The organism is Pseudoalteromonas sp. MQS005 (assembly GCF_001661605.1).
In the GTDB taxonomy this organism is placed as follows: Bacteria; Pseudomonadota; Gammaproteobacteria; order Enterobacterales; family Alteromonadaceae; genus Pseudoalteromonas; species Pseudoalteromonas tetraodonis.
This window is the reverse complement of sequence record NZ_LYRQ01000008.1, coordinates 1-13,805: the sequence shown is the minus strand read 5'-3', so window position 1 is coordinate 13,805 and position 13,805 is coordinate 1. Positions and strand designations below refer to the sequence as shown.

General features: G+C 40.6%; 10 protein-coding genes and 1 tRNA gene. 5 read left to right on the top strand and 6 right to left on the bottom strand.

What is annotated here, in order from left to right; genetic code table 11:
* Positions 1–79: 79 nt before the first annotated feature.
* The 4 genes from A9479_RS04735 to A9479_RS04720 form a co-directional block, all read right to left on the bottom strand.
* Positions 80–1,141 (bottom strand): alkaline phosphatase D family protein, encoded by a 1,062-nt coding sequence (locus tag A9479_RS04735; protein WP_064662828.1) that lies wholly within the window; start codon positions 1,139–1,141, stop codon positions 80–82.
* Positions 1,138–2,283: an alkaline phosphatase family protein gene (locus A9479_RS04730; RefSeq protein WP_064662827.1), complete on the bottom strand. Its 1,146-nt coding sequence runs from the start codon at positions 2,281–2,283 to the stop codon at positions 1,138–1,140. The genes A9479_RS04735 and A9479_RS04730 overlap by 4 nt, the downstream gene beginning before the upstream one ends.
* A gap of 68 nt (positions 2,284–2,351) precedes the next feature.
* A complete protein-coding gene (locus tag A9479_RS04725) occupies positions 2,352–4,625 on the bottom strand; it encodes a TonB-dependent receptor (protein WP_064662826.1) in 2,274 nt (757 codons plus the stop codon).
* 196 nt (positions 4,626–4,821) lie between these two features.
* Positions 4,822–5,865 carry an alkene reductase gene (locus tag A9479_RS04720; protein WP_064662825.1) on the bottom strand — a complete coding sequence of 348 codons (1,044 nt, stop codon included), beginning with the start codon at positions 5,863–5,865 and terminating at the stop codon, positions 4,822–4,824.
* A gap of 173 nt (positions 5,866–6,038) precedes the next feature.
* Here A9479_RS04720 and A9479_RS04715 point away from each other — a divergent pair, with 173 nt between their 5' ends.
* From A9479_RS04715 to A9479_RS04695, 5 genes are all read left to right on the top strand, one after another.
* Positions 6,039–6,617: a TetR/AcrR family transcriptional regulator gene (locus A9479_RS04715; protein ID WP_013464648.1), complete on the top strand. Its 579-nt coding sequence runs from the start codon at positions 6,039–6,041 to the stop codon at positions 6,615–6,617.
* A gap of 64 nt (positions 6,618–6,681) precedes the next feature.
* A complete protein-coding gene (locus A9479_RS04710; RefSeq protein WP_013464647.1) occupies positions 6,682–7,071 on the top strand; it encodes a DUF2750 domain-containing protein in 390 nt (129 codons plus the stop codon).
* A gap of 229 nt (positions 7,072–7,300) precedes the next feature.
* On the top strand, positions 7,301–8,413 hold the full coding sequence (locus tag A9479_RS04705; protein WP_064662824.1) for a methyl-accepting chemotaxis protein: 1,113 nt from the start codon (positions 7,301–7,303) through the stop codon (positions 8,411–8,413).
* A 292-nt stretch (positions 8,414–8,705) separates the two neighbouring features.
* The gene (locus A9479_RS04700) at positions 8,706–9,587 is read left to right on the top strand and encodes a c-type cytochrome (RefSeq protein ID WP_064662823.1); all 882 of its coding nucleotides are present in this window, start codon (positions 8,706–8,708) and stop codon (positions 9,585–9,587) included.
* Between the two features lie 244 nt (positions 9,588–9,831).
* Positions 9,832–12,003: a M3 family metallopeptidase gene (locus A9479_RS04695; RefSeq protein ID WP_064662822.1), complete on the top strand. Its 2,172-nt coding sequence runs from the start codon at positions 9,832–9,834 to the stop codon at positions 12,001–12,003.
* A 276-nt stretch (positions 12,004–12,279) separates the two neighbouring features.
* Here the strand turns inward: A9479_RS04695 and A9479_RS04690 are convergent.
* Positions 12,280–12,369 (bottom strand) — tRNA-Ser (locus A9479_RS04690).
* A 170-nt stretch (positions 12,370–12,539) separates the two neighbouring features.
* Positions 12,540–13,580 carry a quinolinate synthase NadA gene (nadA, locus tag A9479_RS04685; protein ID WP_016899824.1) on the bottom strand — a complete coding sequence of 347 codons (1,041 nt, stop codon included), beginning with the start codon at positions 13,578–13,580 and terminating at the stop codon, positions 12,540–12,542.
* Between the last annotated feature and the right edge of the window lie 225 nt (positions 13,581–13,805).

Below are 13,805 nucleotides of genomic sequence, written 5' to 3'. Positions count from 1 at the left end.
CAGCAAGTTAGCCCGCCGATAGATGAAATTTTAAACGCACAGCTTTACCCGCAGTGCGTTTATTATTTAAATAGTGATGCTATTTATAAGGACTAATACTTGAAAGACTAAAGTCACTTTGCATAATAACCTGACCCTCAATGCCTTTAAGCTTTAATGAAATAGCAGGGTCGACTTGTTGCCAGTCTATGCTTAAATCACCATAGTTAACATTATGCGTGTAATTACCCACACGATGCTGGTTAGGGCTAACATCTTTCCACTTTTCTGTCAGGCCTGAGCTGGTCATTTCAATAAGCGGGTAATCAAGATTGTGTTGATACCTTGAAATCTCGCCCCAGTGAGTATCGCCACTAATAATAATCACACCATTTACTTGGTGTTTTTTAATTAGCGCAAATAAACGGTTTCGATCCTCAGGAAAATTTGCCCACGACTCCCAGCCGGTAAAATCTGGCAGTAACTGCAAGCTTGACGCTATTAGCTTTATTGCCGCTGGCTTTTTCAGCTCGGCTTCAAGCCATTGCCACTGTGCCTCCCCTAGCATAGACGCGCCTTGTACTTCAGTTGGACTGTACGGGCCTTGGTTATTTGCTTTACGCTTGGTGTAATACTCAAGCTCGCTAACAGAATTAAGTCTGTCACGATTAAAGCGTAAATCTGGCATGATCACCTGCACGGTTTGATTGCCTTCGCCATACATGTACGAGGTATAAATACCATCAGGGCGGGTACGGCGTTTTGAATTAGCAGGTTCTTGCCAAAAATCGAGCATAATTTGCCGTGATGCTTCTTTATGCGGATACTCTTTACCCGCATCGTTTTGACCATAATCGTGATCATCCCACATGGCTATTAGAGGTGTATTTGCTTTTAAGGTTTTAAAGCCAGGCTTTGCCCCTAATCGTTGGTATTTATTTTTAAGCACGGCCATGTCGTTAGTATCGCCATAAATGTTATCGCCTAAAAATATAAATAAATCACCCTGCTCTTTGTTAATCGCATTAAAGATGGGGATGTCTTTATCTTGATGCCCACACGAGCCAAACAATATTTTAGACGGCGCAGCCATTGCGCCACCACTAATAACAAAAGCAAGTAACAGCGCTGAATGATTAAAAGTTTTTAGTAACTGTTTCATTTTAAAATCTCGTTAATAGCCGGTGCCATATTAGGGTTAATCGTGTTTGGGTTTTGCCCAAGTGCTTTTAAAACGGTGGCGGCAATTTGCGCTTGTTTAAGCTCATTATCGGTTTTTATTAAGCCATTACCTTTAATTGTAGGGCCAATGGCAGCAAGCCAAATATGCTCTGAGCCAATAATTCCCTCAGGAAATGCCTTTTTACCCTGCTCCGACTTTGCTAATGCCCGTTTAGAGCTGTGATGTTGCCAATCGTTTGCGTAGCTGCCACGGCCGTGATCGGTAGTAACAATTAACGTAGTATTATTTTTATAACCTGCTGTACTTTGAATGGTTTGCCATAAATCTTTTAAAAATGCATCGCTTTGTTTGGCCGACTTTAAGTAAGCATCGTAATGGCCATCGTGAGCAAAATCGTCAGTTTCTCCTAAGCTAATCACCAATAATCTTGGCTTTTTAGCCAGCATATAGGCTTTAGCAAATCGATAGGTAAAACTATCAAGCCGCACATTGTGCCATGGGCTGGGGATTTCTGTTTGTAATGCGTTTAACAGGGGCGCATCGGCAAATAAATCATCGGCAAATAAATCATCGGCAATAGGCATAAATCCTGCATTTACATACACATGACTACGCTTAGTATTTACAATGTAAGGGAACACATCCCAGCTACCAAATAAAGCAGTGCTGTTTTTAAATTCAGGCTGCGCATCTAATCGCTCTAAAATGGTTTTATTTGGATTAAATACTTTATCGTTAATGTTAATGTTTTCATCCACTTCGCCGGTAAGAATTTCGTTATAACCCGGGTATGAAAAATACCATGGATTACTCACTGACATCGCTGAGCCGTTTGCTCTGTCGCCAATAATTACGCCTTGAGTGGCAATCGTTTGTGTTAAAAACGGCATTAATAATTGCTGGCGCTGTTGCACCCTTTCATCCCAAAATTCATTGCTTAACTGTGCTGGTTGCTTAACAAATTCTTTATTATTGAGCAGGTTTTTATCGGCACCATTAAATACTTCCTGCCAGCGTACGCCGTCAAGGGTGACTAGCACTACATTTTGTTGAGCAGCCAATGCCACATTATTAAACAATAAAATTAAACTTAATCCGGTTATTTTTATCATGCTTTTCATGGTGTTCTCATCAACCTTTTTATAGCAAAAAGCCCATCGGTGATGGGCTTATATAAGTTTACATTGGTTTAAAAAGTAGCCGTTAATGTAACCGCTGCTGTGCGTGGTGAGCCAATAAAGTAAGTACTCCCATTGCCCGTACCACCTGCCAAGTAACTTTTATCGGTAATGTTATAAACCACAAAGGCAATATCAACGGCTTTAAACGGGCCTGCGTTAACTTCGGCTGAATAACCTGCGTTTAAATCAAGCACGGTGTAGCTATCTACATCGCCACGCTCACCGGTGTATTTAGCCGATAAACCAAAGCGGAAATCGCCACTGTAGTAATCGGTAGATAGCACAAATAAATCATCCACTGAGTCAATTACTTTGCCTCCTGCTTCAAAGCCTGGCGCATCACCTTTGTATTCAGAGCTATTATTAGTGTATGAGCTATATATATTCCACTCATTATTAAGCATGTAACTTGCTGACAACTCTAGACCTTTGGATTCAATACCGCCCACATTGAGGTACGAGCCGTTTGTGCCTATGGTGTAGTCTATACCGCCGGTGTCGCTGCCTGGTGCTATAAAGGTAATACGGTTATCAAATTCAATTGAATAGGCCGTTGCCGTTAGTTTAAGTGCATTATTTTGATAGCGTACACCTAGGTCAATATTTTCAGCGGTTTCTGGCTTAATAGCTGATAAGTCAGAACTGTCGCGCTCAAGCACACCATCTTTAATGGCGGCAAAGTTTTCGCTGTAGCTGGTAAATAACTCAGTATTACTATTTAGCTGATACAAAATACCGCCACTAAATAAAAGGTCTGAATCACTGTTTACTTTAGCTGTTGTGGCGTTTTTATAGTGGTCATACTTTTCTATATCCACTAAGTATTTTTTTACCCCTAGGTTTAACGTAAAGTCGCCAAGTGCCATTGAGTCTTGTGCGTACCATTTAAGCGTATCAGTCTCAAAGGTGTTTTTGTATTGCGTCCAGTATGGGGTGTTATCAAAATGATGATAAATACGGGCATCGATTACCTTATGCCAATCACGCGACTCATCACGGTCACTTTGCTCATACCAAAAACCCGCTTCTATATCGTGCATGCCAAAGCTTGCTTGATAATTAGCAGTTACCCCTAAACGATCTTTATTGTAATGAGTATGACGATAAGACATAACAGGCGTTGCATCATCGTCGTAACACGCAGGATTAAGCTCAGGGCCCGACTCCCACGGCCAGTTTAAACTTGCGGTACAACCTGCGTTCGGCGCAAGTGGATTACCGTTGCTATCGGTAAAACCATAAGAGCCCGCATTTTTGCCACCCTCGGTGGTTGGGTTGCCATTTTCATCTACAGGGGACGTTAAATAAGGTGGGATCCAATCGCCACGGCCAGAATTTTTATGATAATACGGGCTAATGGTTAACAATGATGTTGGAGAAATCGCGTATTCAAATTTTAAATAGCCTAGGGTATTTTCACGCAGGGTGCCCCAACCTTCTGCAAACATTTGGTCAAAGTGCGGAACGCCTGTCCAGTTCCATGTTAGCTGATCCCAATTAGGGGTTTGTTCAAATTGATCTAGGCTCACGCTATTGTAGTTGGTCTCGCTTACATCGTCGTACGATAAACGCCCTGTAATAGTTAAATTATCAAGAGTGGTAACAAATTTCGCCTCAGCGTGTTGGTTATCTTTTCCGCCATTGCTGCCTGAGCCAATCCAGCGGCTAGTATCGGTTTGTGAGTAACTCACGTACGCTTGGGTATTATCGAAAATGGTGCCAGTTTCGTGCTTAACGTAATAACGCGAGGCGTCGTGACTGCCTGAGGTATAAGCAAATGTGGTGCTTTTATCTAAACTCGGTGCTTTACTTACAAAATTAAAGGTACCGCCTAATGCCTCTAATGAGGCCGATTTAATGTCTGAGGTACCTTGGCCAACTTCCACCGTGACTAAATTTTCGCTATCTAGGTAACGATTCGCTTTAGCACCACCGCCATAATTAGAACCGCCATTAGGAATACCGTCTACCGTCATACCTAATTGCTGCTGGTTTGAGTCAATACTAAAACCACGCATGGTAATAGTTGTTGACCAATCGTCGCCGCCAAATGCGTCGCCTTCGTTTATGCTAATGCCAGGTAAGTTATCAATTACCGATAACACACTCGATACCGAGCTTTGTTGCTCAAGCATGGCAGGTTCAATAACGTTGTTTGCATAACTGGTTGGTTTTGCAGTAACGGTTACTTCTTCTATCACGTTATCGTTAGCATAAGCTGAAGTTGATACCGCCATGGCCACAGCCATGCTCAAAATCGATTTATTTTTTAAAGCGTACATTGTTGTCCCGTTTGATTCTAATTATAAAAGGTAATTATGAAAGCGGGCACAGTCTAATTTTTAAATATGACAACGAGGGGGAACTTTATTGACAGCAAGGTTAAACAATTATGAGTTAATTATGGCAAACAAATGTATAAAAAAAGACACCTAACTTTGCAATTAGGTGCCTTATATTTAATTTAGTAAAAAGCGATTACTTAAGCTCAGCAAGCATTTCATCACTATAAGGAACCACTTCTTCACCATTTTTAATTTTGCTAATGTAATCTGGGTTAGCAATAAGTGGGCGACCAATGGCAATTAAATCAAATTTATTATCGTTGATCGCTTGTTTGGCAGTTTCAAAGCTGTAGCTGCCTACACCGACTAAAGTGCTTGCATAACCGGCACGTAAAAACTCAGAAATTGATTTACCTTCCAATGAATCAAAACGCATACTGTCGTCAAAAATACCGCCATGTAAATAAGCTAATTTGCGGTTTTCAAGCTCAGGTAATAAATAGTCGAACACCGCTTTATCGCGGTTATCTTCGCTCATGTTAAAATAAGCACCGGGTGTTAAACGCATTGCGGTACGCTCATTGCCTACCACATCAATAATGGCATCAGTTACTTCGAGTGCAAAACGCGACATGTTTTCTGGTGTTTGGCCGTACTCGTCATCACGCTCATTGGCAGCATAATGTAAAAATTGGTCAATTAAATAGCCATTAGCACCATGAATTTCCACGCCGTCAAAACCTGCTTCCATCGCGTTTTCTGCCGCTTTAGCGTAGTCAGCCACTAAGCCTTTAATATCGTCTTTAGTGGCAGCTTTTGGCGTAATATAAGTTAGCTCGCGCATACGCGGTACTGAACCTTCAACCCCTATCGCCGATGGTGCGAGTACATCACCACCAAAAAAGTGAGGGTGAGCAACACGGCCAACATGCCATAATTGCGCGAACATTTTACCGCCATTGGCATGCACAGCGTCAGTGACTTTTTTCCAACCTTGAACTTGTTCACTAGTGAAGATACCCGGTGTATTTGGGTAACCTTGTGCATCGGCACGAATAATAATTGCTTCACTAATAATTAAGCCTACATCAGCACGGCGAGCGTAGTAATCAACCATGGCTTGTGTAGGCACTAAATTGTCATCTGCCATACAACGAGTTAGTGGTGCCATTAGTACGCGGTTTTGCAGTTCAATGCTGTTATTTAATTTAAAAGGTGAAAGTAAGTCTGTCGACATAATGTTTATCCTTTGTTGAATGTACATTCAAGATAAGGTCACTTGAATGAATATTCAAGTATAATTTTGAAACTTTGTTCAAGATTGCGTAAACTGCTTTACCTAAACGCTGCTTAAGGTAGGATTATTGTTGAGAGTTCGCTTTACCTACTCTGCCAACGAGAAGAGTCATTATGAGAACTGCAGAATTTGATACAGAGTTTGTACTGCGCCAAGCAATGGCGATGTTTATGCTTCATGGCTATGCAAAAACCAGTATGCAAAAACTGACTCAAGCAACCCATTTACATCCGGGCTCGTTATACGCGGCATTTGGAAGTAAAAAAGGCATTTTTTTAGCCGCTACTGAGCAATACCAAACCGATCGCAATACACAGTTTACGGCGCTGTTTGAGCACAGCAGTTGTATTTTAGATACGCTGAAACAATACCTTAATATCATTGTGCAAGAATGCGTTGACGGTGAAGCAACCAAAGTGTGCCTGCTCACAAAAAGCATTAGCGAGGTAGAGGGTAACGATCCACAAATTTGCCACGTATTGCGTACTAATTTAACTGCATATGAGCATGCTTTTGCGCAGCAGTTACAAAAAGCAATTGATAATAAAGAAATTACCAATGGCCGAAGTGCCATAGAGCTGGCACGATTTTGTGTTATGGGTATATATGGATTACGCACCTACGCATTAACAAACCAAGACCCCGACGCACTAAACCAACTAGCCAATGAGCTACTAGCAGCCATCAGCTAAACTAAACTTTAAAGCGCAGCAGCTCGCTGCTCTTTGTATACTCCACAGTGAGAGAGAGCCAAAAATGACCACCGATAATTTATCAAAGCAAGACGACGTAATTTTAGGCCTTGGCGCAAAAAAACGACTCGCATACATGTACGAAACCGTGCAGCAATTTAAGCAAGTGTGGATTTTAAACGATGACGACGGCTGCGTAATGCTCACTAACGAGGACGACGATTGCGTGCCGGTATGGCCAACACGAGAGTTCGCACAAGCCTGGGCAACCGGCGAATGGCAAGGCTGTACACCTAAAGCAATTCCAACAAACGATTGGTTTAGCCGCTGGACACCTGGCCTTGAAGAAGACGACTTACTGGTGGCCGTGTTCCCTACCGAAGAAGACGACGGCACAATTTTATTCCCTGATGAGTTTCAAGCCCAGTTGAGTAAATCAATTAGGAAGTACTAACTTCTAAAGCAGTGTTCACCTTAAACAAGCTTATTATAAGCATTAAAAGAAAAGTTTATTTACCAAAAGGTTATAAAGCATCTATTATAGTGTTGTAACTTACTTTTATAAAAATCGACCTGGGTGGACGTCAATTCCACCCCTGTAAAAAATCGAATAAAGTAATCAATGTTCAGGTAAATTTAATAAAAAATATACGTTTATTTTCTGTGTTTAAATTGGGGTCTACATGCTGTTCAATTCAAAATATAAAAACAAAATTAATGAGTTAAATAACGAGTTAATTCAATTAAAAAAAACCAATGAAAAGCTTGAAGCGCAATTGTTAGCAGCAAACAGCGAGCAATCACAACAAAACGACAATGAAATAGCAAATGATACAGCATTTGTAAAACAGCGTGAATTAAACACATTATCATTACAGTTATCTGATTTAATTAGTGACATCAGAGAAAGCTTAGCCTCAACTTCACATAAACTAATTAATGATATTACGTCATTTAAGTCATCCCAAGAATTACTTGATACAATTTTAGATATGTTAGCAACGACTTCATCGTCAACACATAATATCTCAAGAGATACAAAATCAGCCACTAAATCCGTTAAAGAATTGCAGTCAGTAACAATCGGAATTAATGATTTTGTAAACATAATTAAAGGGATTTCTGATCAAACAAATTTACTTGCACTCAATGCGGCTATCGAGGCCGCTAGAGCCGGAGAGCAAGGACGAGGCTTTGCTGTTGTGGCAGATGAAGTAAGGACGCTCGCTCAGCGCTCTTCTGATGCATCTAACGAGATCTCTAATTTAATAGCTAAGGTCAATGAGCAAATGCAAAGCGTTGTAACTAACATTACTAACGTTAGCGAAGAAAGTGATGGCATTGCAAATAGCTCATCAGAAATTGATGCTACCGCTAAAAAAGTGGTTGAACTATCACAAAATATGTATAGCGTTATTGTTAATTCAAGTGCCGATGCATTTATTCAAACAGTAAAAATGGATCACATTGTATGGAAATACGATATTTATAAAGTCATTTTAGGCCAATCAAATAAGACTGCAGAAGACTTTTCTGATCATACCATGTGTCGTTTAGGTAAATGGTATTACCAAGGTGAAGGTGCATTAAAATATTCAAGCATTAACGACTTTAAAGCATTAGAGCAACCACATGAAGATGTCCATAAGAATGGCTTTGCTGCTTTAGAAGCATTCCAATTAGGCGATATCAATACTGCTGTAGAAAAAGTATCTCTTATGGAGCAAGCAAGTTTTAAAGTAGTGGACATACTTAGCGCTTTATCACACAAAATTATGGACTATAACTGTAAATAAAATAGTCAAAAAACACCTCACTTTGCATAGCGTTATGGTTCATAATCATTTGGCTATGCATACCAAACTTATATAAATTAATCACAAACTAATGACACCTCCACCTAAGCACTGCTGTTCAATAATCAAACTAACTAAATTATTAACCCTTTAAGTAATCGTTAACTATATTTTAATGATAGTGGGTCACGGTTTACTGATTCACCTAACTAATTCAGCGGTATTAAAATACTCAGCCACATTGCAGCAATAATGGCACTGTCGTTTTATTCTTTTTATTTAGGTTTTAATTATGTTTAAAGTTCATTTTAGTGTTGTATTAGCGACGTTATTTGCTTTACCCGTATGCTCACAAGAAGCGCAAACTCAACCACTCGTGCAAAAAGCGCTAAGTAATGCGCCCAAAATTATAAACTTATCAGCAAATCACCCTAACACCCTAGTAACGCCCGCTATTAATGAGCTCGATGCCAGCCCTGAGTCGGATTTAATTCGTTATGGGCGCTTATTAATTATTGATACCTATAAACAACTTCCCAATAACGTAAATAATAAGCTCAATTGTAGCACTTGCCATCTTAATGAAGGGCGTGTAGCTAAAGCCGCGCCTTATGTGGGCATGAATGTGGTATATCCAAAGTATCGCTCTCGCAATGCAAAAATAAACACCATTGAAGACAGAATTAACGGCTGTTTTCAACGCTCAATGAACGGTCAGCCACTGCCTACTAATTCAGTGCCTATGCAGGCTATTGTCAGCTACATGAACTTTTTATCACAAAATATAAAAAACAAAAACGATCTGCAAGACAACACAGGTTTTGTCACTATTAATAAAGAGCTAGTACCAAACGCCGATAACGGAAAAACCCTTTACGCACAGCATTGTGCAAGCTGCCATCAAATAGATGCTCAAGGTTTATACCCCAATAATACTTACATGTTCCCAGCCATTGCCGGCAGTCAGTCGTTTAATGATGGTGCAGGTATGGCACGCACTTACACCGCAGCGGCATTTATTAAAGGAAATATGCCATTGGGCCAAGAAGGCATGTTAACCGAGCAACAAGCTGTTGATATTGCTTATTACTTTTCACATTTAGAACGCCCTATTTTTGCCAATAAAGCGGATGACTGGCCAAAAGGTGGCGCACCAAAAGACGTGCGTCGATAAATAACTAGATAGGTAAATAAATTAAGCATCGCTGGCGTATTTAAGTCACTCAACGCCCCTCCTATTTACTGCTTTATATTTTACTCGCTCGTCAAAAAATGCACTATGGGGCATATAACTTAACAGCTCGTCGCAGTTAATTTAGACTTTATCGCAACCTAAGTGTAGTTACATTTAAGTCAACGTACTCTTACTTGATTAATGACAAGGTAACTACTGGTTACAATAATAAGAGAATGTAAATATGAAAACTTTACTTGCCACGGCAATCAGCTCGGCGTTATTACTTTCGGGCTGCTCTGAGCCAAATGTAAACGCTGACAACAAACAACAAACAACTGCGCAAAGTATTTCAGCGCAAGCACAACAAGCTACCAACCCATTATTAGAAAAAAGCACACTACAGTACGAAACCCCTGACTTTGCAGTCATCAAAGATGAGCATTTTTTACCTGCCTTTAATCAAGGTATGGCGCAGCAAATGGCGCAAGTACAAGACATTATTAATAATACAGCCCCTACGACTTTTGAAAACACCATCGTGGCACTTGAACAAAGTGGCGAGTTATTAACGCGTGCAAGCAGCATTTTTTACAACCTTGCAGGCTCTAGCTCAAACCCAGCGCGTCGTGAGCTTCAAAAAGAACTTGCACCAAAGCTTGCAGCGCACAGAGACAACATCTTTTTAAATGATGCGTTATTTAAAAAAGTAGCCACACTTTTTGAAAAAACAGACTCTTTAGCATTAACAGCGCAAGAAACACGACTGCTAGACGTTTACTATAAACGTTTTGTGCGCTCAGGCGCTCAGCTTAATGATGAACAAAAGCAGCAAATACGTGATATTAACTCATCGCTATCAACCTTAACGACACAGTTTTCACAAAACTTACTTGCGCTAAGTAAAAGTAATGTTGTCATCGTAAAAGACCAAAAAGAGTTAGCTGGCTTATCGGCAGGTCAAATTGAACAATTTGCTAATGCAGCCACAGAAGCCGGCCACGAAGGGCAGTATTTAATTAAAATCACCAATACAACTCGCCAGCCTGTTTTAGCTTCATTACAAAACCGTGATTTACGCGAGAAAGTGTGGCGTGCATCTTCAGAGCGCGCGCTAGATGGTGAATTTAGTAATCGCAATATTGTTGCGCAACTGGTTAAATTAAGAGCACAAAAAGCAAAACTACTTGGCTACAACAGCTGGGCTGAATTTGGTTTAGAGTCGCAAATGGCTAAAAAACCACAAGCTGTATTTGATATGTTTGCTAGCATGGTGCCAAGGCTAACTCAAAATGTAGCGTTAGAAGCAGCCGATATTCAAGAAAAAATAAATGCATCTGCAGAGCAGTTCGAACTTAAACCATGGGATTGGTTATATTATGCCGAGCAAGTACGCCAAGATAAGTACAACCTTGATGAAAAAGCAGTAAAAGAATATTTTGAGTTTAACCGTGTATTAGAAGACGGTGTATTCTTTACCATGAATCGTTTGTATGGCATTACATTTAAGCCACGTAACGATCTACCTGTATATCACCCTGATGTAAAAGCATATGAAGTATTTGACGCAAATGGTGAAAGCCTAGCTATCTTTTTTGCTGATTATTTTGCGCGTGAAGGTAAACGTGGTGGCGCATGGATGAGCTCGTTTGTTAAACAGTCTGGTTTGCATGGGCAAAAACCTGTTGTCGTGAATGTTATGAACATTCAAAAAGGCGCCAAAGGTGAGCCGACACTTATTAGCTACGATGAAACAACCACTATGTTCCATGAGCTTGGCCATGGCCTGCACGGTATGCTTTCAAAAGTAAAATACCCAACCTTATCTGGTACATCAGTATCAAGAGACTTTGTTGAATTCCCGTCTACGTTTGAAGAAGATTGGGCAATGCACCCTGAAGTAATTGCTAACTATGCTAAACATTATCAAACAAGCGAGCCTATTCCGGATGAATTACTTGAAAAAGTAATTAAATCAAGAAGTTTTAACCAAGGTTTTGATACATTAGAATATGTATCTGCCGCTTTATTAGATATGGAATGGCATTCATTACCAGCAGATGCTCCACTGCAAGATATTGAAAAATTTGAGCAAGATGTTTTAACAAAACACGGCGTTAACGTGCCATTTGTGCCGCCGCGTTATAAGTCTGCATTCTTTTCTCATTCAATGGGGGGCGGTTACTCTGCAGGTTACTATGCCTACATGTGGAGTGAAATTTTAGCAGCTGACGCTTTTGCTTATGTACAAGAGCAAGGAGGCTTAAAACGTGAACTAGGTGACAAATACCGTAAAGAAATTTTAGAAGTCGGTAACTCGCGTGACCTTATGGAATCGTTTAAAGCATTTCGTGGCCAAGAACCAGACACATCAGCCTTACTTAAACGTCGTGGTTTAACAGCCACGGTTGAATAACAAGCTGTTAATAGAGCTTGATGGCTACATAGCCATTAAGCTCTGCTTTATGCTAATACATTAAACTTCAAACGCCCCTCAGCCATTTTTATGGGTATTAATAATTGCCCAGCAGCAAAACGCCCCCACTTACCAAACCTGTTTAACCTTAGCCGAGCATGTATACGTTAAAACATCTGCATAAAAATAATCGGGTCACGCAAGCGATAAGTTAACAGGCTAAACTTTATTACGGGCACAAAAAAGGACGTCCTGAGACGTCCTGATATAGAATAATGGTGGAGAGAGAGGGATTCGAACCCTCGTTAGGGATTAACCTAAACACACTTTCCAGGCGTGCGCCTTCAGCCACTCAGCCATCTCTCCACAATGTTGCAGTGCAACAGCGCGCTATAGTATGAAATACACTTGCTTGGTGCAAGGCCTTTTTAATATCACGCTTTTAACTGCTCAATAATCAAACTAACTACTCATAAGCAAATAAAAAAGGCGATACCTGAGTATCGCCTTTATCTAATGAGTTATATTGCCATTTATTATTTTGCCATATTGGCTGTAAAATCAAGCATGCGATTTAACGATCTAAGTGCGCCTTCGCGTAAGTCCATATCAACAAATACTTCTTTGCCGCTGGCATCAATCAGTGCTTCCTCAATCGCTTGTAAGCCATTCATTGCCATCCATGGGCAGTGAGCGCAAGTTTTACACGTAGCGCCGCTACCGGCCGTTGGCGCTTCGAAAAACTCTTTCTCTGGGCATAGTTGCTGCATTTTATAAAAAATACCGCGATCGGTGGCTACAATAAACTTTTTATTGCTCATTGTTTGAGCGGCTTTAATTAGCTGGCTAGTAGAGCCAACTGCATCGGCTAATTCAACAATTTCAGCCGGTGATTCTGGGTGCACAAGTACGCCCGCATCTGGGTGCAATGCCTTCATGTCTTTTAAGGCTTTGGTTTTAAATTCGTCATGTACGATACATGCGCCGTTCCACATGATCATATCGGCACCAGTATTCTTTTGAATATAGCTGCCTAAATGCTTATCTGGGCCCCAAATAATTTTTTCGCCTTGCTCATCTAAGTGCTCTACTATTTCAAGTGCACACGATGAGGTAACAATCCAATCAGCACGCGCTTTAACCGCGGTAGAGGTGTTAGCGTATACCACCACTTTACGATCTGGGTGTTGATCACAAAATGCTGAAAATTCATCAACAGGGCAACCAATGTCTAATGAACAGGTTGCTTCAAGGGTGGGCATAACCACAGTTTTATTGGGGGTTAAAATTTTAGCGGTTTCACCCATAAAACGTACGCCCGCGACAATGATCATGTCGGCTTCGTGTCTAGCGCCAAAGCGTGCCATTTCCAGTGAATCGGCTACACAACCGCCTGTTTCTTCAGCGAGTGCTTGAATTTCGGGATCAGTGTAATAATGAGCAACAAGCACCGCGTTTTTTTCTTGCAGTAACTGTTTTATTCGCGCTTTATATTCGCCTTTTTCGTCTTGTGTTAACGGGGCTGGCTTAGGAGGAAAAATATAGCCTTCTGGCATAATAGTTTGAGCTAAACTCATTGTTCTCGACCACTTTATTTACAGTGTAATTAATAGCGCAAATTATACGAGAAACTAACACTAAATAATAGCAATCTAACAATGCAGTTTATAAATAAAAATTAGGGAGATAGTAGGAAATATTTTATGTCGAAGAAAGTGTACCAGAAGTGGTGGGTCATGATGGACTTGAACCATCGACCAATGGATTAAAAGTCCACTGCTCTACCAACTGAGCTAATGACC

Coding starts and splice junctions, on each gene's coding strand:
- A9479_RS04735 (WP_064662828.1), bottom strand. CDS start 1,141: ATGAAACAGTTACTAAAAACTTTTAATCATTCAGCGCTGTTACTTGCT.
- A9479_RS04730 (WP_064662827.1), bottom strand. CDS start 2,283: ATGAAAAGCATGATAAAAATAACCGGATTAAGTTTAATTTTATTGTTT.
- A9479_RS04725 (WP_064662826.1), bottom strand. CDS start 4,625: ATGTACGCTTTAAAAAATAAATCGATTTTGAGCATGGCTGTGGCCATG.
- A9479_RS04720 (WP_064662825.1), bottom strand. CDS start 5,865: ATGTCGACAGACTTACTTTCACCTTTTAAATTAAATAACAGCATTGAA.
- A9479_RS04715 (WP_013464648.1), top strand. CDS start 6,039: ATGAGAACTGCAGAATTTGATACAGAGTTTGTACTGCGCCAAGCAATG.
- A9479_RS04710 (WP_013464647.1), top strand. CDS start 6,682: ATGACCACCGATAATTTATCAAAGCAAGACGACGTAATTTTAGGCCTT.
- A9479_RS04705 (WP_064662824.1), top strand. CDS start 7,301: ATGCTGTTCAATTCAAAATATAAAAACAAAATTAATGAGTTAAATAAC.
- A9479_RS04700 (WP_064662823.1), top strand. CDS start 8,706: ATGTTTAAAGTTCATTTTAGTGTTGTATTAGCGACGTTATTTGCTTTA.
- A9479_RS04695 (WP_064662822.1), top strand. CDS start 9,832: ATGAAAACTTTACTTGCCACGGCAATCAGCTCGGCGTTATTACTTTCG.
- nadA (WP_016899824.1), bottom strand. CDS start 13,580: ATGAGTTTAGCTCAAACTATTATGCCAGAAGGCTATATTTTTCCTCCT.